The organism is Sphingobacterium sp. JB170, from assembly GCF_900163865.1.
In the GTDB taxonomy this organism is placed as follows: Bacteria; Bacteroidota; Bacteroidia; order Sphingobacteriales; family Sphingobacteriaceae; genus Sphingobacterium.
Window position 1 is genome coordinate 24,496 of the sequence record NZ_FUKU01000067.1, and the last position, 23,062, is coordinate 47,557.

The following is a 23,062-nucleotide window of genomic DNA, read 5'->3' on the forward strand; positions in this document are numbered from 1 at the left end:
AATCCCCATTTTGAATAAACAATGATACGAAATTTGCGGTACAAGTGCGCTTTAGCTGGTAAATCACCCGTGGTATTCAATAAAATTATTACATTCAAATAATTTTATGCTACATGCACCACTTAAAAATACCGAAAGCACACCCGAACTGCTGATTACTACAATAGTATCGTTAAAACCAATAAAAAAACGCAAAATTAATAGTCTTTTCTTGCAATTTGCGTTATATTCGCATAATAACTAATATGAACATGGCATCAATGTACTGGAAATCAGCATGCATAGCATTGCTATCGTGTGCTAGTCTTGAGTCAACCGCGCAAGTTGATTCGACACTTTATAAAAAACTAATTACGCTCATCGAATCCACGCGTGAGCAGATGGCCCCGGACAAGCGGCTTGCGGTTATTGAATTTTCCAAAACGGAAGTTCCCACAAATAGCTATATCCTTCAAACCAGTGACGCTATTATTAAAGACACGTTAACCCATAGACTGGCACACCTTGGTGCGGATATACAGGTCGTTGCATTTCCAACTAGCACCGTTGCCGAACGTCCCTACGGCATTGTTAATTTATCGGTTGCCAACTTACGCACGAAACCGGCACATTCGGCAGAGATGGCCACGCAAATACTTCTAGGGGCTAGAGTCGACATTCTGGATAAAGATGGCGGCGATTTTCGCGTGCGCACGCCCGAAGGCTATATCGCATGGGTCCCAACTTCGTCCCTTGTCGCGGTTTCTGCGAAAGAACTAGCAGACTGGGAAAAAGGGGACAAACTGATTTTCACCAATGGCTTCGGGGAATCCTACAGCGAGCCAAACACTAAAAGTCAGCGCGTCTCGGATTTAGTTTATGGTGACGTGCTTACGCTAATCAACCAGCAAGGCCACTACTATAAAGTATCTTACCCAGATAAACGTATTGCTTATATTCCAAAAGATCAAGCTGTAGTTTTTGGAGATTGGATAGCCTCCAGAGACCCAAGCAGTGAAAACATTATTTCCAGTGCAAAGTCGATGCTTGGGCTTCCCTACCTTTGGGGCGGCACATCGGTTAAGGGAGTGGATTGCAGTGGTCTAACGAAGACATCATTCTTTATGAACGGTTATATTATTCCGCGTGATGCGTCGCAACAAGTATTACATGGTGAGAAAATAGACATCCTAAATGAGCAAGGGGAATTTGATGCTACAAAAGCATTGAAAAACTTAAAACCTGCCGATCTTCTGTTTTTCGCCGGTGGAAAAAATAAATACCCGAACGCCCGTGTTACACATGTAGCGATATATATTGGTGAGGGGATATTTATCCAGTCAGCGGGCACCGTTCGCATCAACAGCATGCTTCCTGAAGCAGAGAATTACGACGACATTCAAGCAAAAACAATTGTCGCTGCACGCCGATACTTAGGATCAGAGGATCCAGCGATACAAAAAATATCAGAGAACAAATATTACTCTAAAAATTAACACCCATGCAACATACTGATTGGCAAACTATCACGATGGGTAAATTTACCCTACGGATCCGGCCCTACACCTTAACGATGCGTCATGTATTCACTGTGGCTTCCTTCAGCCGAACTACAACGCCGGTGGTTCTCACAGAGCTTACCTACGAAGGTATAACGGGCTACGGTGAGGCGAGCATGCCTCCTTACCTAGGCGAGTCGCAGCAGAGCGTAATAAGCTTTCTGCAAAAGGTCGACCTCTCGCCTTTCACTTCGCCTTTTCAGACCCAAGAGATCCTAACATACGTAGATGGTATCGCGACCAAGAACACCGCAGCGAAAGCTGCAATCGATATTGCCCTGCATGATCTACTCGGAAAACTAATGGGCCAGCCTTTTTATAAAATTTGGGGACTCAATCCCGCCGATATACCCGCGACGTCTTTCACCATCGGTATTGACACCCAGGACATGATACGTAAAAAAGTTACCGAGGCTGCCGAATTCAAAATCCTGAAAGTAAAACTCGGACTGGACTCCGACAAAATGATAATCGATACCATCCGATCGGTGACTGACGTTCCTTTGTGTGCGGACATCAATCAAGGATGGACCGATAAGGAACGGGCCTTGGAGATGGCGCACTGGCTGGCAGAACGTGGTGTTGTATTTCTAGAACAGCCCATGCCTAAAGAACAGCTCGAGGACAACGCCTGGCTAACAGAGCGTTCGCCCATACCAACCATTGCCGATGAAGGGTGTCAGCGTTATACAGACATCGCAGCCCTACAGGGCGTATACTCCGGGATCAATATTAAGCTCATGAAATGCACGGGTATGCGTGAAGCCAAAAAGATGGCTGAGCTGGCCCGCGCACTCAAAATGAAAGTAATGCTCGGCTGCATGACAGAAACCTCTTGTGCCATCAGTGCCGCTGCACAGCTTGCGCCACTAGTCGACTGGGCGGATCTAGACGGTGCACTTTTGATCGCCAACGATATCTTTCAAGGTATGGAAGTTAAAGATGGCTATTGCTATCTTCCCGACCAAGCGGGCATCGGCCTCGTAAAATCAACAACATCATAGAGCAACCCGACGGTTGCTTTTTTTTTACATTGTTCGCTCGAGTCGCCATGGAGCCGAATTAAATTCTCTAAATTAAATTAATTTATTAACAAAACTTTAATCAAAAGAAAATAACAAGTATATTAGGATACAAAAATCTAAACGATGAATAGACCTCTACTAACCACCATGTGTCTGATCGCCTGTAGTGCATTTCAGGTCGTCAACGCACAGCAAACTTCCATCGCCGGTAAAATTACTGACGCCGATGGCTTCCCCATCACTGGGGTTTCAATCGCTATAAAAGGAACCAATTTAGGGACCTCGACGAATGAAAGCGGCCTTTTTTCCATCAATGCAAACCCTAATGCGACACTGGTGATTACGGCTATCGGATTCCAGAAGCAAGAAGTCGCACTGACTGGCAGAAAGACCATTAACCTAAGCCTTATTAGCAATGAAACATCCTTGGATGAAGTCATGGTTGTCGCCTACGGAACAGCAAAGAAAAGCACCTATACAGGGTCAGCCGCAACGGTCAGCGCCGAACAAATCGAAAAACAGCCAGTGACCTCTTTTGAAAAAGCGCTAGCCGGCCAGGTTGCTGGTCTTCAAGTAAGCACAACATCCGGACAAGCCGGTGCGACTCCGTCGATTCGTATTCGCGGAATTGGATCAATGAGCGCTTCAAATGAACCACTATATGTAATTGATGGTGTTCCAGTTATATCAGGGGAAACATCTCAGCTCGAAGATCACATCTACAACAGCAATAACGTGATGAGTACGCTCAACCCCAGTGATATAGAGAGCATGACGGTGCTAAAAGATGCAGCAGCGTCTTCGCTTTATGGTTCACGCGCGGCAAATGGCGTGGTGATTATCACGACAAAACGAGGTAAATCGGGCGCGCCAAAAATCGATTTCAAGTCCAGTCTTGGTCTTAGTCCTTCCTGGGCAACGGACAACTACGAGACAGCTGACCCGCAAGACCAGATCAACACCCTATATAGCCTGCTATTCGATTCACGGATTGCAGGTGGCTTAAGCGACCAAGCAGCGAACACCTGGGTGCTAAACCGCTTCAACAATAACTTTGGCAAGCACGGCTATGAATTCTCGACAGACGGCACATCGATGTGGGAAAATGTGCACATCAGCGGAAAAACCGATGGCATAGAGAATCGGGAGGGTAAATATTTCGACTGGGATAATGCCTTATTTAGGACTGGCGTATTCAACTCCAACGATATCGCAGTAAGCGGTGCAACAGAGAAGACCAACTACTACACATCGTTAAATTACACGACCGACAAAAGTAGGGCCATCGAAAACAACTATAACCGGGTATCGGGCCGCGTCAACCTAACGCAGAAAATAGGTAAAATGCTGGAGTTTGGCAGTAACATCAACTTCGGACGGACAAAACTAATAGGTTTAAACGACACGCGTAACACCAGTACAAATTATCTGTATCAAACGCGGAATTTATTATGGCCCCTCTATTGGCCGACAGATTACAAGACGGGAGAGGATTGGATTGATCGCTACGGTAGCTTAGCACAAAATCAACTATATTACAACAATGAATGGGAAAACTGGTCAAAGACTTCCCGCCTATCAGCTATAGAATCACTTAATCTAAAGCTAACAAATGACCTGAATATAAAAACAGTATTTTCTTACGATGACACGGAAACAAAGGATCATATCTACTACAGCGCCAAGCATTATACCGGCGCGACCGATAATGGTACTGTTTCGGAGATGTCAACCAACTACCGTAAATTGGTATCCTCTACTACTGCGAATTACAACAAGAGCTACGGCGTACATAATCTCGGTTTACTAGCAGGGTTTGAAGCGGAAAAGAACGACATTGAATATATCCGTGCTACGGGGAAAGATTTACCAAATTCAGGACTTCCAACTGTAGCGACAGCTGGGTCTCTTGATGCCACCGCATACAGCTGGGGAAACACGATGATGTCCGTCCTCTCGCGTGCGGAATACAATTATGACGAACGCTATTTTGCATCTGCTTCTTACCGCCGTGACGGATCCTCAAAACTGAGTCCTGATGAACGCTGGGGAGACTTCTGGTCCGTTGCAGGCGCATGGACGCTTTCGAATGAGAGCTTCCTTAAAGATGTACCCGAAATTAACAATCTACGTTTACGTGCATCCTACGGTGTAAACGGAACACTACCGATTGACAACTTCTCCTGGCGACCACTAGTCAGTTACGGGTCAAAATACATGGCAAGCCCGGGCGGTGGCATAAGTAACTCGGCTAATCCGGACCTCTCATGGGAGCGTAACTTCACCACCAATATCGCCGTAGAATTTGGCTTATTTAATAACAGGTTATTTGGTACCGTAGAATACTTTAACCGCGATTCTAAAGATCTATTGCAAAATGTGCCACAATCCATGATCACCGGTTTTTCTAGCAGCATGAAAAATGTTGGACAGATTAATAATAAAGGGGTCGAAATTGAACTAGGTTCCGAAATTGTCAAGAATGAAGACTGGAAATGGACGCTTTCTGTAAACGCTAGTCACATAAATTCGAAAGTGATCAGCCTTAACGGTGGAGAAGACATCATCTGGAATGATCCAACAGGGGGAGACGCTCGAGCGCGTTACATTTACAGGGAAGGACAATCGACATTAGCTTTCTATGGGTTGGAATGGGCCGGAACCGACCAAACAAATGGTAAAAACATGTGGTTTTTAAATGATCCAGAAGCTGGTGAAGGCGATTTTCAAATCGACGGTAGAGCAGCGAGCTATGACTATACAGCGGCGCAGCGTACCATCATAGGAAACGGTACACCTAAAGTATATGGCGGGATAAACTCCAGTGTGGATTACAAAGATTTCAGTCTGGGCTTAAACTTCATATATCGTTTAGGTGGAGACATATATGACTCTGCAGACAAAGATGTTGCAGATGACGGATATTACTGGGAACGTATACACTCCCAATATTTTATAGACGAAACCTGGAGCCCACAGAATCCCAACGGCACACTACCGATGGTATCCGGACGGGATTTAGAAGATGTTAATCAAGTTAGTTCGCGGCATCTTTACAGCGGCACGTACCTACGCTTGAAAAACGTCTCGCTGACCTATAACATACCTTCACACTTAACCGATCGAATTAAGATGAGTAACGCCCGCGTTTTCTTCAACGGTAGCAATCTCTTGACATTCTCGAAGTTCAAACATGCTGATCCGGAAGTGAACCAATTTAGCACACGTGGGTGGGAAACCCCAATAGCTAAAACCTATACTTTTGGTGTAGAATTCTCCTTTTAACTTTTTGAAAAAAAGCCATGAAAAAATCATTTATAATAACATGCTTAGCCGCGGCATTAATCTCTACCTCCTGTAGCGATTTTCTAAACGTTGAGCCAACAGACTCTACCGATGCACCCACTGCGATTGCCACATCTAAAGATGCACAGGTTGTCATCAACGGATTGATGAGCAAGTTAACATCTTCCGATTACTACGGAAGAACATTCCCTTTATACGCCGATGCCAAAGGTGGCGATATTACGATCGGTTCACAGGGCCGTGGATATGACGCATTATATGTTTTTAACCATAGCGAGTCTTCGAATGCCTATTCGGGTTTTTGGTCGCAAGGGTACCATTGTATACTTCAGGTAAATAACCTACTAGGAGCCATTGAGACAATGCAATCCCAAGGGAGCGCGGAAGATTTCGACGATAAAATCGGTCAAGCACTCACCCTCCGCGCGTTGGTATACTTTGATCTCGTCCGTTTGTATGGTGAGCCTTATAACGAAGATAAGACTGCGCTCGGGGTTCCTAATATCACGGAAGTCCTTCCCAACGAAGCTAAAGAGCTTCGCAATACGGTCGAAGAAAACTACGCACAGATTATTAGTGACCTTACCGCAGCAGAGGACCTTCTTAGCGATGACAAAAGCAACGGTTTTGTCAACTACTATGGCAATCTCGCGCTGCAGTCACGTGTATACCTGTATATGGAAGACTACGACAAAGCGTTAACGGCCGCGCAAAAAGTTATGGACTCGGAAAAGTACACCTTGTATTCAAACGATGAATGGGCGGCTTCCTGGACGAAAGAATTTGGAACGGAATCGATATTGGAATTCGGAATTTATCCGAACGAAGAAGACCTAGGAAATACTTCATTAGGGGCTATGTACCGTAAAAAAGGACACGGAAGCACCAGCATACTAGGTTATTTTATAGCCAGTACGGATTTCCTAACTAAACTATCCGAAGACATGACCGACGTACGCTGGGCAGTGATGGAAGAAGATGAATTTAGTGAGACCTCTGAACATCCGGCCGAACGATTGGGATCGTCCTACAAATACAGCGGGAGCACGAGTCTTGCCGGGGATAAAAACGCCTCGAACAGTACCGCGGTGAACATCAAAGTCATTCGCCTCTCCGAGGTATATTTGAATGCGGCAGAAGCGGCTTTCTTGAAACCCGCACCGGACAAAAAAGCAGCCGTAACTTACCTTAACGCGATCCGCAAACGCTCCCCAGGCTTGGTGCCAGCAACGGCAGCCACGCTTACATTCGACATGATTAAGTCAGAGCGCGGCAAAGAGTTGTTTACCGAAGGACATCGCTTTTTCGATAAAATACGCTGGAATGATAACATCACATTCGACGACGCATTAGGTTCGATTCCTACCATACACCGCGAGAAAACAATCGATAGAACATTCTATAAAACGATTCTACCGATCTCGATCGATGAAATAAATGCGAACCCAGAAATTGAAGCGCAGCAAAACCCAGGCTATTAAGCGCCGCAATCCGCGATGACGTTGCGGCTGAATCGCTACCATTAGCTCATTAACAAATTAGCAGAACGGTATGTAATCAGGCATCAGGGTCTGTCCCGCTACGGGACAGACCCTTTTTACTTCCCGCTATCGCTACTAGGATAAAGAAGCAAACTCTGGAGATCTCTTAGTTCAAGATAAACCTATCGGTGCCCTTTTAACGTTATGATATCGAATGCTATTTACGTAAAATTTCAAACTGAATAGGTTTAAATATAAAATTATTAGATTGCTCGGCCGAGCAGGCCGTTAGCCCCACAATTAAATCCATTTTTGCTTCAAACAAAACATAATCACCAGCCTTACTTTGAGGTGGATCTACCGAAAGTTCACCGTCTAAACCAAATTGAACATTCATAAATATATTAAAAGCCGTAGGAATATCGTCGGGTTGAATCCCATATTCGGCCAGATTGGTATAGAGATTTTCAAAACAGCTCGGATGATATTCCGGATTGTCGTAAAGTATCTGAAAAGTCTCCGGACTGCAGGGAGCCAAAAGAAAATCATTACGTCCATTGGTGTCTTCTAAGATATCCACCATTTTGCGACTTCTATTGCTCCACAAATGATGCCCTTTGGTAATCAATATCGTATTTTCGAAATCCATCGTTTTTCCAGCTGAAATTTTCTCTCTACTGTCCTGCGCATTAAAAAGCACCATATCGCTAACTTGTTCTCCTACGGGATCTATCACGCGTAATATCTCGCCTTTTTTTAATTTAAATGCTTTACCCGTTTGCTTTTCTATAGTTTGAATCATTTGTGTATTTTATGGTCTATCGAATATTTTAGGTTCATATAATTACCGTCGGAACGGACACTTCCAACTTTGGCCTACCTGACGACCACTATATTGAGGGGCTTCCAAACCTTCCCCGTGATCTTTTAACATGGGATTGATATCTCCGTCATACGTTGCTTCTCGCTCGCGGATAGCGCGTTTCATTTTTTCGTATAGGTTATTTTCACGAAGCTTTTCAAACTGACTATGTAGATTAAAGGCCATACCACAGTAGCCAAATCGTCGGGCCTTTCGACTAGCATTCGGGTGAATGCCCACGACAAAAAAGGCGGTGCCATGAAAACTAAAACTAAAATCATCCTCCTGAGGATTGCTGCTAACAGCAGGATCCCACGGTTGGCTACCTTTTTCGAAATCATGAAGGCTTTGTAACTGTTCCCATAATTTTTTTTCGAAGGCAAGTTCCGATTGCACGACATCTGTAAATACCGCAATCATCGTCATATACTGACTATCTGCTGCGATTGTTTCCTTTATATACTTTTTGAGATCCCTCGCGAGTGACACGGTGCTTTCGGGATTTCCCATTTCTTCGTAAATACCAAATCGGTAATGGTTGGTGTGTATTGCGGACTTAGCACCTAAACATGGGTAATCGGTAGCGTCTACCTTTTGAATAAAATCTTGATAAATTTTTTGTATTCTCTTACTTGACTCGACTTCGATATCTTGCGGCATATAATAGGTCTCTCTCTTCTTTATTTCCATGTTGCATCATTTACTTTGTAAGCTATACACCCCGGCACGTAATTGGCTGATTGCTTTTCCTTACGAACAATCAACCATCGGATTAGTTTTAATTTTGTCTTATCAACAGATGAATACTTCAGTACACTGTTTGCAAAAATGGATCAAAAAACAGCGCATAACAATATATTAAATAACACGACTGTATTTATTTTCTCATAGCCACTAGCACCTTTTACAAACAATTTTAGTGGTTGAATAAAGGAACGCACTACGGCTGGACAAGCCATTCATCACGATCGCTCCGACCTTGCCTGCCTCTGCCTCGAGCGGCAAGCAAAGTAGCGTAAAGTTAGGTGACTCCAATCATACCGCAAAAACACCGGTATGATTCCGAGATTACCCGAGCTCATCTACCATTGATCTACAGCTAGGCACTCCAAGACAATAAGTACCATATATTGTTATTTATCGTCCCTCTTGTGGGTAGCAACCTCTCAATGCTATCTGTCAAGATCGTCACCTACATACTGCCCGAACGCAAAAGGGGCTTACACGATGAAATGTAAGCCCCATTACCCTTATTAGCGTCCCTTTAACTACCAGTAAAACGCATACAGCGCGACGGTGATTAGAATTACAAGCAACGCGCCTGCAATAAATCCGGTGTGTGGTTTAAACATTTTCGTATCCACTTCAAGACCATTAGGAACAACTCCGCGCGCAATATCGATCTTACTGATGATAAACATCCCGATGATACATATAATGAACACAAAACCCATGCGGTCTAAAAATGGAATCTCGTAATATCCCGAAGCAGTGCTTAATACCGAGAAGCCCGATGAGCTTAAGAACGATAGATCCACATACGCCGGCATAAACTTAAATATAACCGATAATAGAAAGCCTCCTATTGTAGCAAACAAAGCAGCGTTCGACGTCGTTTTCTTCCAAAAGAATCCTAGGATGAACATTGCAAAAATTCCCGGAGAAACAAACCCAGTGTATTCCTGAATATACTGGAAACCACCCTTTTTATCGATTCCTAAGTGCGGCGCAATAAGTACTGCTAATACCATTGCTACAATGATCGTGATTTTACCTACGTTTACCAAGTTACGTTCACTCGCATTTCTATTGAAAACCTTCTGGTACACATCCAGCGAAAAAATCGTTGCAATACTATTGGCCTTCCCGGCAAGTGAAGCAACAACCGCTGCTGTAAGTGCCGCAAAAGACAAACCTTTAAGACCAACAGGTAACAGGTTCAGTAGAACTGGATATGCGCGGTCAGGGTTTAACTCCCCCCCTTGCAACATCTCGTTCTGGAAAAAACCATCTTTCCACAACACATACGCCGCAATACCTGGTAACACCACAATAATCGGCATCAAAAGTTTCAAAACAGCCGCAAAAAGAAGTCCGTTTCGCGCAGTTTTCAAATCTGCCCCCAATGCACGCTGGGTGATATACTGGTTACAACCCCAATAATTAAGGTTTACAATCCACATCCCCCCCACAAGCACTGTAAGACCTGGAAGGTCAAGGTAGTTCTCATTTTCTGGTTTAAGTATCATATGGAAATGTTCCGATGCCTTATTGACCATCGTTGAATATCCGCTGATAATTCCATCGCCTCCATAATGTTGCGAGACTAAATCTAATGCTAAATAGGTCGTTGCTAAACCACCTAAGATCAAAAAGAACACTTGTATAACGTCCGTGTAACCGATCACCTTCATTCCGCCAAGTGTAATAATCACGGCGAAGACAGCGATCGCATACATACAGAATTCCAAACTAAATCCTGAAATACTACTCACCGCAAGAGCACCGAGGTAAAGGATCGAGGTCAAGTTCACCACCACATAGAGCATCAACCAAAACACCGCCATAATCATCGCCACGGTACCATTGTACCGTTTGTGCAAAAATTGTGGCATAGTGAAGATCTTATTCTTTAAGTAGACCGGTATAAAGAAGACAGCTACAATGATTAACGTTATAGCCGCCATCCATTCGTAGGTCGCAATAGCGAGCCCCATCTTAAAACCCGAGCCGCTCATACCGATAAACTGTTCGGCCGAAATATTCGAAGCAATAAGTGATGCCCCAATCGCCCACCAAGTGAGTGAACCTTCAGCCAAGAAGTAATCTTTGGAATCTCCCCCCACTACTTTAGATCTTTTTCGGTTATAGACCCAAATACCGTAACCAGCGACGATTACGAAGTAAACAAGAAACACCAGGTAATCTTGCGTTGATAATATGTTATTCATTATACACGGTTTATTGTTATGATGGAAACGAAGGTAATAAAAGTATTAAAAAATTTATATAAACCGGTTAATTAAATTCTCTAAATACTCTTGTTTACCACTCGTGCGTGCTGGCTCTCCATGTTGTGCCGCGTAATTGCGTAGATCTTCTAAGCTTAGCTTACCTTGTTCGTAATCTGCGCCGATTCCACTATCGAAACTTGCGTAGCGCTCCTGACGAATTTTCTTGTAATCGGATTTCTGAAGGATGTTGTCTGCAATCACTAGTGCACGTGCGAAATTATCCATCCCACCGATATGTGCATAAAATAAGTCTAAAGGATCCGTAGAGTTACGTCTAATTTTCGCATCGAAGTTCACTCCGCCCCCCTGAAAGCCACCACCTTCAAGAATAATTAATAACGATTCTGTAAGTTCATTTAGATCCGTTGGAAACTGATCCGTATCCCATCCATTTTGGTTATCACCACGGTTCGCGTCGATCGACCCCAATAGACCCGCATCGACAGCTACCTGCAGCTCGTGCTGGAACGTATGCCCAGCAAGCGTCGCATGATTGACCTCCAGGTTTAACTTGAAGTCAGCTAATAAGTCGTACTTTTGCAAAAATCCGATAACCGTCGCCGCGTCGTAATCATACTGGTGTTTTGTCGGTTCACAAGGTTTTGGTTCAATGAAGAAAGTTCCTTTGAACCCATTTTTACGTGCATAATCTTTCGCTGTGTGTAAAAAACGGGCCAAATGCTCCTGCTCACGTTTCATATTGGTATTCAATAGCGACATGTACCCTTCACGGCCACCCCAAAACACATAATTTTCGCCTCCTAAAGCAATCGTTGCATCGAGAGCGGCCTTCACTTGCGCGCCGCCATGTGCGAGCACATGGAAATCAGGGTTTGTCGAAGCGCCGTTCATATAACGGTGGTGGGAAAATAGGTTTGCCGTCCCCCATAACAGTTTAATACCACTTGCCTGTTGCTTTTGCTTCGCGTATTCGACGATTTGAGCTAAGTGATCTTCATTTTCCTTAACGTCTTCTGTATAATCGACAAGGTCTACATCGTGAAAGCAGTAGTACGGGAATTGCACTTTGGTCATAAATTCAAAGGCAGCGTCCATTTTATCTTTCGCGCGATCAATTATCGTATCCTTGTTGTCCCACGGAAAGAACTGTGTCGGCCCGCCAAAAGGGTCCGAACCATTCGCATTGAATGAATGCCAGTACGCGCAGGCAAACTTAAAATGCTCTGCCATGGTTTTGCCGGCTACCACGCGCGAGGCGTCGTACCAACGAAACGCGAGCGGGTTGTCCGATTCGACGCCTTCGTAAGCGATCTGCCCAACATTTTTGAAATACTCCTGATTTCCTACTAAAATTTCCATATTATTTATTTTTTAATTTATTCTCTAATGATTCTTTCCACTGGCCATATAATTCCTCGTACAAAGCCATATTCGACGGTTCTACTTGACCATTTTGCTTCATGCCTGCAAAAGCCTCCTGTCGGTTCGTAAATGCAGAAGCACCTAAACCTGCTCCTAAGGCAGCACCCACACTACCATCATTATCATATAGTTGAACCGGAACATTAGTAACACCTGCAAAAGACTGCTGAAATACCTCACTCAAAAAAAGATTAGCATAGCCCGCCTTAATCACGGCCGGATTAATACCGTTCTCGCGCATAATATCAAGACCATAACGAAACGAAAAAGCGATACCTTCCTGTGCGGCACGCCATAAATGCGCTTGAGTGTGATGTACAAAATCTATATTCTCAATATGCGCTCCTACGGTACGGTTGCACAGCATCCGCTCGGCACCATTGCCGAATGGCAATATGCGCAGCCCCCGTGAGCCAATGGGTATTTCTGCAGCTGCTGCATTGATTTGGGGATAGCTTAAACCCGGAGCCGTTACGCCCTTCATCCAACTATTTTGAATTCCTGTTCCGTTAATGCACAATAGTACACCCAAGTTAGGTTTATTATGCTTGTGATTTATGTGGGCAAAGGTGTTTACGCGCGAGAGCTTGTCATACACCAGCTGGTCACTCACGGCATATATCACTCCCGAAGTACCGGCCGTGGAAGCTACTTCCCCTGGCTCAAGGACATTAAGGGAAAGCGCGTTATTGGGCTGATCTCCCGCCTTATAGGCGACAATCGCTTTGCTAGATAAGCCTAGCTCCGCGGCTACTTCGGCCCTAACCGATCCATAATTGGAGAATACCGGGTGGTTTTCAGGCACCAATGCTTCATCAATGTCGTAATAGCTTAACAGCTCCCTAGATAGTGCATTCTTCTCAAAGTTCCAGAATACGCCCTCCGAGAGTGAACTAATATTACTATTAATTTCTCCCGTTAAACACATACTCAGATAATCACCCGGTAGCATAAATTTATCGATCCTTTGATACACCTGCGGTTCATTTCGCTTAACCCACGCGAGCTTCGAGGCTGTAAAGTTACCTGGAGAATTCAGGTGCGACTGCAGAAACCCATTTGGAGCAAGAGCCTCAAAAGCTTCATTTCCTAGCTCAACAGCCCTGCTATCACACCATATAATTGAATTCCGTAAAACTTGCTGATCTTTATCAACGATCACGAGCCCATGCATCTGATAGGCAATACCGATCGCCCCGATATCTTTGGAATTATAAAGGCCCGTACTATTCACTTTTTTTATCGCTTGCTTGGTGTAATCCCACCAACTTTGCGGGTCTTGTTCCGCCCATCCGCTGTGATCAGACAAGATCGGAGCTTCTGATTCCGGGTAATTTGCTGAGGCAATTGTACTGCCCGTACTCCCGTCGACCACTGATACTTTTATAGAGGATGTCCCCAAATCTATTCCCAATAATAACATAGTTTTTTCATTAATATTAATGCAACCGCTTGCATAAAATTATTTATAATGTTTTATATTTACAACATTATTTTTTTAAAAACGTAAATCATTGGCAAAGAGAACCACCATATACGATATCGCGAAAGAGCTAAACATTACCGTTTCCACGGTTTCTAGAGCCTTAAACAACATTTCGACGATAAGCGAGTCGACGAAAAAATCGGTAATTGAAACTGCAAAAAAATTAAACTACCGTCCCAATAAAGTGGCTTCATCGCTCACTTCGGGTAAAACTTACATCATCGGTGTCCTAATACCCAGCGCGCAAATCCATTATTTTGCAAGCGTGATCCATACACTAGAGAAATATCTTAAGTCGTACGGGTATAGTATTTTGCTCTACCAAACTAACGAATCACTCGAGTCCGAGCAAAACGGTATATTGACGTTTCTCGAGGCGCAGGTTGATGGTATTATTGCATCGATGTCGTTAGAAACTCAGGACCTCTCCCATTTTAGAAAGGTGATAGATGAAGGAAAACCTCTGATTATATTCGATCGTACGCATGATGATTTGCAATGTCCGACGGTCAAGATCGATGATAAAAAGGCAGGTTATCAGGCAACAAAACATCTGATTGATCAAGGGTATAAAAAAATAGCGTACCTGACTACGATAAATCAGATAAAGATCTTCCGGGAACGTTTTGAAGGTTATAAACTTGCCCTTGAGCAGGCTGGCCTCCCGTTTGTACCCGAGCATGCCATCTTTGGTGAGCTCAACGTAGAGGGAGGCTATAGCGGCACAACACAGCTGCTAGCTTTAAAAAATGTGCCCGATGCGATAATCGGCGGCGACGATTACGTAGCGCTAGGAATCATCAAAGCGTTACACGAGAATGGAATCACACCGCCCAAAATTGGTGTAATCGGATTTGCAAATCAGAACTTCTCCGAGCACATTATCCCGAGTCTATCGACGATCGATCAACAGGCACCAAAAATTGGTAAAGAATGTGCAAAAATGTTTTTAAAGATCATTGAGCGTAGCCCTTTCTCGGACCCACAGATTGAACCGGTTGTCGTTGAGTCGATTCTCCTCGCAAGAGCCTCGACAGATAGACAGAAATAGTGTTTCACTTGTATTCGATTTTGCAAGATATCAATAACTGAGTGCGTCGAACCGTATGTAAACAATAAAGCCACGACCGGGGTGACGTGGCTTCTATATTTGATTACAAATTTACTTTTAATCAGCGTTTTGTATTCTTAAATCTTTTCTATAATCTTGTCAGCAAACTCGCTCGTTTTAAGGAGGGTTGCGCTCTCCATCAAGTTATAGAAATCTACCGTAACCGTTTTATCTTTGATCGTCTGCGAGAGTGCTGAAACAATCGCGTCCGCGGCCTCCTGCCAACCCATGTATTCCAACATCAACACCCCGCTTAGGATGACCGACGAAGGATTCATTGTATCCGTATCTGCAAAACGTGGCGCCGTACCATGGGTTGCCTCAAATACCGCATATCCCGTTTTATAATTAATGTTAGCTCCTGGAGCAATACCAATCCCGCCGACCATTGCAGCCAACGCATCAGATATATAATCTCCATTCAAGTTTAACGTTGCTACCACCGAAAACTCACGTGGCGCCAGAAGAATCTGCTGCAGGAAGTTATCGGCAATCATATCTTTAATGATGATCTTTCCATCACGCTCTGCTTGCTGCTGCTCATGATTTGCTGCATCTTGGCCTTTTTGTGCCTTGGTCCGCTCCCACTGTCCCCAAGTATATGTCTTATCTCCAAATTCAGTCTCCGCGAGATCAAACCCCCATTGCTTAAAGGCTCCCTCGGTAAATTTCATGATATTCCCCTTATGCACCAGGGTAACGGAACTTTTTTTATGTTCAATTGCATACTCGATGGCTGATCGAATCAGTCTTTTGGAGCCGTTTTCGGATACTAGTTTGATGCCTATACCCAAATCATCCGTAAAGGGATAATCAACATTCAAGGTGCCACCTAGAAAATTTTGCAACTGCTTGCTTTCGCTAGATCCTGCAGCAAACTCAATCCCGGCATAAATATCTTCCGTATTCTCCCGAAAGACAACCATGTCAACATATTCCGGGTGCTTAACTGGAGATGGAACACCCTGATACCATTTTGTAGGACGCATACATACATATAAATCGAGTTCCTTGCGTATGGCGACATTTAATGAGCGGATACCACCACCAATCGGCGTGGTAAGGGGCCCTTTAATGCCAACCAGGTATTCTTTAAATGCCGCGATGGTTTCAGGGGGCAACCAGTCTCCCGTTTGATTAAATGCCTTTTCGCCTGCAAAAACTTCCTTCCATTGAATTTTACGCGTACCGTCGTAGGCCTTGTTAACTGCGGAATCAAATACACGCACGGCGGCATGCCAGATATCCGGCCCGATCCCATCCCCAATGATAAAAGGTATTGTTGGCTGATTTGGGACTTGCACGCGCCCTTCTTTAGAAATTGTTATTTTATTATCCATATCAATCCTCCGATTACTACTCTTTATTAAACATGTTTCCTATCTCACGGCTGATCTTCCGAAATATCGGTGCTGTTTTCACATCTTCGTATGCATCAATATGTATACTTGCCCTGCGCGCGGGATAAATTAAAATCAAATTTTGCTTTTTATAGTAACGACCTACTCGTTTGGCTAGACCATCCAACGAATCACGATACGAAACATCTCCATATCGAGCAGATATAAAGACCAATAGATCCTCGTCCGTGCTAAATTTGGTTAATCCAAAAATATTATTCCAGTCGTGGTATTCCAAGAAGCTTGCGGATGTATTGGATTTCATCTCTTCCATGAGCTCCATGACAGCATACTCGGTACGTTTAGTACAAACAAATTTCAACGGTAACGATAGTTCAAGAGCGAGCTTCAAGATTTTTTCCATCCAGAATTCAAACCCCACCTCGGATTCCGAAAATGGCGGAGAGAACACGATAATAGACCTATGGGTTAACAATGGAATATCAAGGCGGCACATGAATAATGTCGTGTCTGTTCTATTCAGAATACTTTCCGCTTTCTCGCCTACGATTTTTTCAATAAAGGAAGTCGCACTAGGCCACCCCAAGATAATACCATCGGCGAACAAATTTTTAGAGGTGTGACCAATTCCGTTGGCAATATTATAATCAATTGTCGTGATCAAATCCAACTCGGTTTCCGAGCCTGATGCGTATTTTGCCATTTTATCCAGATTCTTACGCGCAAGATTAATATTCTTTGCTGCCTGTTGGTTATTTTCAACCACACTTAGAATGTGCAAAGGATATGGGGATTTCTTTGATTTAACGAGAGTAGCGAAATCGATAATCGGTTCCATGTTATTTAAGTTGGCAATCGGAATCAAGATTTTCTCCTCATGCGCTTGTACATGCCCAGCATCGCTATTATCTTGATGCCCTTCCAATACTACTTTTTTCGACGCTTTCTCCGTGAGCAGTGATGCGAACAGACATGAAATCAATATAAGCGCAACAGCTCCATTTAGCATACTCTCATCAACAATCCCTATATCGTGCCCCACTAGAATTACAGCTAAGGTTGCTGCAGCATGCGCATTACTCAACCCATGCATTAAGTTCCGTTCATTATTCGTGTATTTAAATACCAGCTGGGTAACAAAGGCAGCAAGAAATTTACCCAAAATAGATACGGCAGCCAGCGCAACAACGATAATCAGTGCCCAAGTACCGCTGAAAAGCACCCCTAAATTTACGATCATACCTACCGAAATTAAAAAGAAAGGTATAAATAAGGCGTTACCGATAAACTCGATACGGTTCATTAGAGCCGACGATGGTGGTATCAACTTGTTCAACGCTAAACCAGCGATGAAAGCCCCGATGATATGCTCAAGCCCCGCCAATTCAGCTAAAAATGCAGCAACAAACACAACTGTAAGCACAAAAATGTAATGCGAAGTCTGCTCTCCTTGAACCTTAGCAAAGAACCATTTGGCAACCCTGGGTATAACACCAAACATAATTGCAATAAATACCGCTAAAGAAATCCCTAAGGTTAACCAAAAATCCATTCCTATTTGTCCCTGCGACAAGCCTTTAATTACGGCAAGTACCACCAATACGGCTGTATCGGTAAGAATGGTACCTCCTATAGTCACAGCGACAACTTCATTTTTGGAAATACCGTAGCTTGTCACGATCGGGTACGCTACGAGCGTATGGGTAGCAAACATGCTTGCTATCAGCACACTGGGCAGCAAGTCATAACCTAACAAGAAATAACTCACAGGAAACCCAATACATATAGGGAATGCGAAGGTTAAAAAACCAAAAAGTAGACTCTTATTTTTTGTTTTCTGAAACTCGTTCATATCGAGCTCGAGGCCTGCGATAAACATAATATACAGAAGGCCGATCGTCGAAAACAGATCTATGCCATCCACGCCGGTCATGTCACCCGTGTGGCCGTCCATTTTTGCTAACCAATTAAGCCCATGTGGACCAATCAGCACGCCAAGTAAAATAAAACCAATGATTCCAGGAATTTTTATAGGCCGTAAAATTATCGGAGAAATCAAGATAATAAATAACACGACGATAAAAACCAGAACTGGGTTAGTTAACGGGGAGGTAAAAGCCTCTGAAGCATGTTCTAAGAATTTATCCATAGAATTCATAAAGCAATTTTGTTGTAAAGTGCAACGAAAAGTAAGAAAAACTTAAGCTATTTCCTAATTAAATAAATGTTACTGCTTGTATACCACTGATAATAAGATCAAACCACAGATTTAAAATTCACGTCTTTAGGAGGTAGCTACCTTTGGTGGTTACCCTTGTTCCGCCAAAACTGGTATAGACCTTTAATTCGATAAGAAACTATAGAGGCACTATCATTCAGCTTGAGAAGTACTACTATTTTATGAGGGGAGTTATAATACAAAGGCTTGCACAATACCCCAAATCGAGGTTAGTATCACAAGTGTACTCACCATGATCATAAGGATTTTTGCGTTAATTCTTGATGCGAAATATGCGCCAAAAGGTGCTGCTAAAACCCCTCCTATTACAAGCCCCAACACGATATCCAAGTGCTGAACGCCAAGAACAAATATAAAGACGGCTGTTGCAAAATAGGTCACGAAGAACTCAGCAGTATTCACTGTACCAATTGTATGTCTCGGGCTATTCCCCTGACTCAATAAATTGGACGTCACAATAGGTCCCCATCCTCCACCACCAATGGCATCCATAAACCCGCCAAAGAAAGCCAAAGTAGAAGCGTATTTCGTTTTTGGCTTCGCCTCAGATTTCTTCTTAAATGCTTTGGTAAAGATATAAATCCCCAAAAAAAGCAAATAGATGGAGATATAAGGTTTGATTAAATCCCCGTCAAGTAGGTCTGAAAGTAAATAAGCACCAAGTACAGCGCCAATCACCCCGGTGATGACAATCTTAAAAAACAATTGTTTGTCAATGTTTTTAAAACGAATATGCGAAAGACCTGAAACCCCAGTTGTAAAAATTTCAGAAGTGTGCACACTCGCGGAGGCTAATTTTGCTGGTACCCCCAGGCTCAAAAGAAAACTTGTACAACTTACCCCGTAGGCCATCCCAAGCGCACCATCTATCATTTGTGCAATGAAGCCAGCAACGATGTATAAAAGAAACATCGAATCAAAATGAATATTATTATTAGCAATACCTGTCACCAAATAGTAACCCATAAACGCCGTTACAAGCAATTTCATAACCAGAATAGTAACCGCCAGATATGAAAACCCAATATCCCATGCTTTCTTCTTTGGTAAGTTTATTGCTTTTGTTTTTGACTCCATATAAATGCTTCTGCCTTCAGTTTAAGCTTGATATTTAATTAATAGGATCAAAAATAGTAAATGTTTTATTTAAAAACTACTAATTCTATAGAGTTAATCCTAATATTTACAAAAAAGCAAATGCCGACCAGTGGTTGCAGAGAAATCGTCTGCTCCATTACGCTAAGTTAAAAGCAAGTATTATAATGCTTTACAATAAATTAAAACGCGAAACCGTTAATAGTTTTGAGTTCATATTTAAAAACAAATTATTTTAACAAATTGTAATATTTACTGATATTGGCTACGGGAATTAAACATAATGACCTCAATTGATGAAATACTCACAAATTATAATACAAATCATTGTAGGTTATTACCTCTCCCCTTATCCAATAAGAACATCTAATGCCTTCCATGTAGACTCTACCTCTCCGAATTATCAACATCTTAATCTAAGATATCAATCACGCCTAAAAAAAACTACAAATAGAGCCTTTCACGTCGAAAACTCATACGTTCACGTCGTATATTGATACTTTCACGTTTTTTTGAACCCGTATTTTTTATGTGCCGATCACGCCGGCGAGAAAAATGCGCATTTACGAACACCAGTCTTCAAAGTAAAAATAGTAGTCTTATAGCAAAACAAGAAGAACTACTGCACAGTCTGGATAGTCTTCGCCGCCATCTGTTCGGCATTGTACCTTATTCATGCCATTTCTAGTAATGTCAGGTCGGATACATTTCTTAAATTAGCATCTGAATAATAGTTTAGTAAAAGAAATAGAATATCGGTTAAATAAGCACAGTTATGAAAAAGCAAATTTCCCCCTTTAAGATCAATATACCTGACGAACGATTGGCCATCATTATGGCAAAGGTCATTGCTTACGATTGGAGCCAGCTTCCTGATGCGGGAGGTTGGACATCCGGCGTCGGGATTACCGATCTCAGGCGGCTGGTTGACTACTGGCAAACAAGCTTTGACTGGCGTAAGGTCGAACGGCGTCTCAATGAACTTCCCCATTTTACAACAGCTATCCAGGGGCAGCATATCCATTTCATCCATTTAAAGGGCAACGGCTCCAAACCGCCTTTGCTTCTTTTGCATGGCTGGCCAGGGTCGTTCCTTGAATTCGAAGCCATCATCCGTCCGCTTGCAGCGGATGGGCATGATGTGATTGTTCCTTCACTTCCCGGCTTCGCTTTTTCCAATCCTATTACTGGTATAATTGGCCCCCGCCAGGCGGCAGAACTCATGCAGGGTCTGATGGCCCAGCTTTTCGGCGAAACGCGTTACATTGTTCAGGGTGGCGACTGGGGAGCACATATTGCGAGCTGGATGGCTTATACGAAACCGCAGGCCTTGCTGGGCTTTCACCTCAATATGGTTAGTATCTATGCCGAGGATGCTGTCCCGACATCTCCCGAAGAAAAGGACCTTTTCTCTCGCCGTGCCCTTATCCTGGACTGGGAAACTGGATACAATCATGAGCAGGAGACTCGTCCGCAAACACTGGGCGTAGCAATGGCTGATAGCCCTGTTGGCGCCGCCGGATGGATCCTGGAAAAGTTCGGGCAGTGGGCGGACCTGCCCAAACTGGCGGACGGAAGCCCGGATATATGGAGCAAGTTCACGGAAGAACAACTGCTGACCAACATCATGCTCTATATAGCCCCGTCTGCAGTCGTCACCGCCACCTGGATATACCAGGGAAAGCGACTGGAAGGTTCAAGTCATTTTCCCGCCGGAACCCACATCAGCGTGCCGGTTGGCGTAGCTGCATTTCCCGATCCTGTATTCCTGCCCACGCCGCGCTCATTCGCCAAAAAAACTTACAACATTATACACTGGACTGAAATGCCTGCAGGAGGGCATTTTGCCGCGCTGGAGCAACCCGAGCTGATGCTGACAGATTTCCGGAAATTCATTTTTACGGCATCAGGAGGGCAAGAATGAAGTCGGAAATTTCGGCTTCCCAGGCCCGTCGCTTTGCACTCACCGCTCAAGGTTTCAATGCCTTGTCCCGCGACAAGAATGTAATTTCGACGCATATTAGAAATGTGATTGACCAACTCGGACTGCTGCAAATAGACAGCGTGAACGTTCTTGTCCGTGCACAATACGTTCCAGTTTTTTCACGCCTCGGCTTTTATGACCGTAGTGCTCTTGACGCGCTTATCGCCGGTCGGCCCCGACGCTATTTTGAATATTGGGGACATGAAGCATCAATACTGCCCGTTGACTGTCATCCGCTGCTCCGTTGGCGTATGGCCGATGCGTACCAAGGAAAGGGGATTTGGCGCCAGCTGGAAGTTTATGCCGGTGAGAAGCGTGGCGAGGCTGACGCATTACTTGAACGCATACGGGCCGAGGGACCTTTAGCCGCTTCAGATGTGGCGGGCAGCAGAGCCCAAAAGGGGATGTGGGTATGGAGCGGGGCCAAACATGCGTTGGAATGGCTGTTCTGGGCCGGGCGGATTACGGCTACTCACCGTCGTGGTAGTTTTGAGCGGGTGTATGATCTTCCTGAGCGTGTGCTGCCGCAGGCTATTCTACAGTTGCCCACGCCTGACCAAACTGATGCCAAACGGGCGCTTCTTGCCCGTTCCGCGCGGGCACTGGGCATTGCCACGGCAGATGAACTGCGCGATTACTACCGTATCCCGGTAAAGGAGGCACGACTGCCGTTTGAACAGTTGGTGGAGGAAGGCACCGTGATCCCCGTGCTCGTGCGTGGCTGGAAGCAGCAGGCCTATTTGCATAAGGATGCACGTGCGGGCCGCCGCGTTGGGGGTGCTGCTTTATTATCACCTTTTGATCCGCTGATCTGGCACCGCGCACGAACGGAAAGATTGTTCGACTTCCGCTATCGGCTCGAAATCTATACACCCGCGCATAAGCGCGAGCATGGATATTATGTGCTGCCATTTTTATTGGACGGCGCCCTGGTCGCTCGTGTTGACCTGAAGGCTGACCGCCAAAACAGCACCCTGATTGTTCGGCGATTGCACATGGAACCTAATGCACCACCACATACAATAGAGATGCTAATGAACGAACTGCGAATGATGGCATTATGGCTTGACCTGACGGACATTGTTGTTCCGGAAATCTCTTCGGCTTCACGTATACAAACGAACTAGCCGTTAAATTCAGGCGATTCAATTGGGATATTTTAAATTTCTGAATGAAA

General features: G+C 44.1%; 15 protein-coding genes. 7 read left to right on the plus strand and 8 right to left on the minus strand.

Features of this window, described 5'->3' with window-relative positions; all coding sequences use genetic code 11:
• Window positions 1-260 precede the first annotated feature (260 nt).
• The 4 genes from FM107_RS17040 to FM107_RS17055 all read left to right on the plus strand — a co-directional run bounded on the left by FM107_RS17040 (window position 261) and on the right by FM107_RS17055 (window position 7,350).
• On the plus strand, window positions 261-1,475 hold the full coding sequence (locus FM107_RS17040; protein WP_256959608.1) for an SH3 domain-containing protein: 1,215 nt from the start codon (window positions 261-263) through the stop codon (window positions 1,473-1,475).
• 5 nt (window positions 1,476-1,480) lie between these two features.
• A complete protein-coding gene (locus FM107_RS17045; protein WP_086949693.1) occupies window positions 1,481-2,542 on the plus strand; it encodes a dipeptide epimerase in 1,062 nt (353 codons plus the stop codon).
• Between the two features lie 144 nt (window positions 2,543-2,686).
• A complete protein-coding gene (locus FM107_RS17050; protein ID WP_086949694.1) occupies window positions 2,687-5,848 on the plus strand; it encodes a TonB-dependent receptor in 3,162 nt (1,053 codons plus the stop codon).
• 17 nt (window positions 5,849-5,865) lie between these two features.
• Window positions 5,866-7,350 carry a RagB/SusD family nutrient uptake outer membrane protein gene (locus tag FM107_RS17055; RefSeq protein WP_086949695.1) on the plus strand — a complete coding sequence of 495 codons (1,485 nt, stop codon included), beginning with the start codon at window positions 5,866-5,868 and terminating at the stop codon, window positions 7,348-7,350.
• Between the two features lie 217 nt (window positions 7,351-7,567).
• On the opposite strand, the gene FM107_RS17060 is transcribed toward FM107_RS17055, so the two are convergent.
• From FM107_RS17060 to FM107_RS17080, 5 genes are all read right to left on the minus strand, one after another.
• The gene (locus FM107_RS17060) at window positions 7,568-8,152 is read right to left on the minus strand and encodes a DUF1989 domain-containing protein (protein WP_086949696.1); all 585 of its coding nucleotides are present in this window, start codon (window positions 8,150-8,152) and stop codon (window positions 7,568-7,570) included.
• 42 nt (window positions 8,153-8,194) lie between these two features.
• Entirely contained in the window at window positions 8,195-8,902 is a 708-nt protein-coding gene (gene gntA / locus FM107_RS17065) for a guanitoxin biosynthesis heme-dependent pre-guanitoxin N-hydroxylase GntA (protein ID WP_086949697.1), read from the minus strand.
• 578 nt (window positions 8,903-9,480) lie between these two features.
• Window positions 9,481-11,163 carry a sodium/sugar symporter gene (locus tag FM107_RS17070; protein ID WP_086949698.1) on the minus strand — a complete coding sequence of 561 codons (1,683 nt, stop codon included), beginning with the start codon at window positions 11,161-11,163 and terminating at the stop codon, window positions 9,481-9,483.
• A gap of 54 nt (window positions 11,164-11,217) precedes the next feature.
• Window positions 11,218-12,546 carry a xylose isomerase gene (xylA, locus tag FM107_RS17075; protein WP_086949699.1) on the minus strand — a complete coding sequence of 443 codons (1,329 nt, stop codon included), beginning with the start codon at window positions 12,544-12,546 and terminating at the stop codon, window positions 11,218-11,220.
• A 1-nt stretch (window position 12,547) separates the two neighbouring features.
• Window positions 12,548-14,032: a xylulokinase gene (locus tag FM107_RS17080; protein ID WP_086949700.1), complete on the minus strand. Its 1,485-nt coding sequence runs from the start codon at window positions 14,030-14,032 to the stop codon at window positions 12,548-12,550.
• 91 nt (window positions 14,033-14,123) lie between these two features.
• Here FM107_RS17080 and FM107_RS17085 point away from each other — a divergent pair, with 91 nt between their 5' ends.
• Window positions 14,124-15,146, plus strand: a complete 1,023-nt coding sequence (locus tag FM107_RS17085; protein WP_086949701.1) for a LacI family DNA-binding transcriptional regulator — start codon at window positions 14,124-14,126, stop codon at window positions 15,144-15,146.
• A 137-nt stretch (window positions 15,147-15,283) separates the two neighbouring features.
• Here the strand turns inward: FM107_RS17085 and icd are convergent, their stop codons facing one another.
• From icd to FM107_RS17100, 3 genes are all read right to left on the minus strand, one after another.
• Window positions 15,284-16,546, minus strand: a complete 1,263-nt coding sequence (gene icd / locus FM107_RS17090) for an NADP-dependent isocitrate dehydrogenase (protein ID WP_086949702.1) — start codon at window positions 16,544-16,546, stop codon at window positions 15,284-15,286.
• A 16-nt stretch (window positions 16,547-16,562) separates the two neighbouring features.
• Window positions 16,563-18,716: a cation:proton antiporter gene (locus FM107_RS17095; protein ID WP_086949829.1), complete on the minus strand. Its 2,154-nt coding sequence runs from the start codon at window positions 18,714-18,716 to the stop codon at window positions 16,563-16,565.
• Between the two features lie 261 nt (window positions 18,717-18,977).
• Window positions 18,978-19,883, minus strand: coding sequence for a sulfite exporter TauE/SafE family protein (locus tag FM107_RS17100; RefSeq protein WP_086949703.1), 906 nt, complete (start codon window positions 19,881-19,883; stop codon window positions 18,978-18,980).
• A 793-nt stretch (window positions 19,884-20,676) separates the two neighbouring features.
• On the opposite strand from FM107_RS17100, the gene FM107_RS17105 reads away from it, so the two are divergent.
• Together FM107_RS17105 and FM107_RS17110 are read left to right on the plus strand one after the other, a co-directional pair.
• Window positions 20,677-21,825 (plus strand): epoxide hydrolase family protein, encoded by a 1,149-nt coding sequence (locus FM107_RS17105; protein ID WP_086949704.1) that lies wholly within the window; start codon window positions 20,677-20,679, stop codon window positions 21,823-21,825.
• Entirely contained in the window at window positions 21,822-23,012 is a 1,191-nt protein-coding gene (locus FM107_RS17110; protein WP_086949705.1) for a winged helix-turn-helix domain-containing protein, read from the plus strand. The genes FM107_RS17105 and FM107_RS17110 overlap by 4 nt, the downstream gene beginning before the upstream one ends.
• Window positions 23,013-23,062: the final 50 nt, after the last annotated feature.

Coding starts and splice junctions, on each gene's coding strand:
- FM107_RS17040 (WP_256959608.1), top strand. CDS start 261: ATGTACTGGAAATCAGCATGCATAGCATTGCTATCGTGTGCTAGTCTT.
- FM107_RS17045 (WP_086949693.1), top strand. CDS start 1,481: ATGCAACATACTGATTGGCAAACTATCACGATGGGTAAATTTACCCTA.
- FM107_RS17050 (WP_086949694.1), top strand. CDS start 2,687: ATGAATAGACCTCTACTAACCACCATGTGTCTGATCGCCTGTAGTGCA.
- FM107_RS17055 (WP_086949695.1), top strand. CDS start 5,866: ATGAAAAAATCATTTATAATAACATGCTTAGCCGCGGCATTAATCTCT.
- FM107_RS17060 (WP_086949696.1), bottom strand. CDS start 8,152: ATGATTCAAACTATAGAAAAGCAAACGGGTAAAGCATTTAAATTAAAA.
- gntA (WP_086949697.1), bottom strand. CDS start 8,902: ATGGAAATAAAGAAGAGAGAGACCTATTATATGCCGCAAGATATCGAA.
- FM107_RS17070 (WP_086949698.1), bottom strand. CDS start 11,163: ATGAATAACATATTATCAACGCAAGATTACCTGGTGTTTCTTGTTTAC.
- xylA (WP_086949699.1), bottom strand. CDS start 12,546: ATGGAAATTTTAGTAGGAAATCAGGAGTATTTCAAAAATGTTGGGCAG.
- FM107_RS17080 (WP_086949700.1), bottom strand. CDS start 14,032: ATGTTATTATTGGGAATAGATTTGGGGACATCCTCTATAAAAGTATCA.
- icd (WP_086949702.1), bottom strand. CDS start 16,546: ATGGATAATAAAATAACAATTTCTAAAGAAGGGCGCGTGCAAGTCCCA.
- FM107_RS17095 (WP_086949829.1), bottom strand. CDS start 18,716: ATGGATAAATTCTTAGAACATGCTTCAGAGGCTTTTACCTCCCCGTTA.
- FM107_RS17100 (WP_086949703.1), bottom strand. CDS start 19,883: ATGGAGTCAAAAACAAAAGCAATAAACTTACCAAAGAAGAAAGCATGG.
- FM107_RS17105 (WP_086949704.1), top strand. CDS start 20,677: ATGAAAAAGCAAATTTCCCCCTTTAAGATCAATATACCTGACGAACGA.
- FM107_RS17110 (WP_086949705.1), top strand. CDS start 21,822: ATGAAGTCGGAAATTTCGGCTTCCCAGGCCCGTCGCTTTGCACTCACC.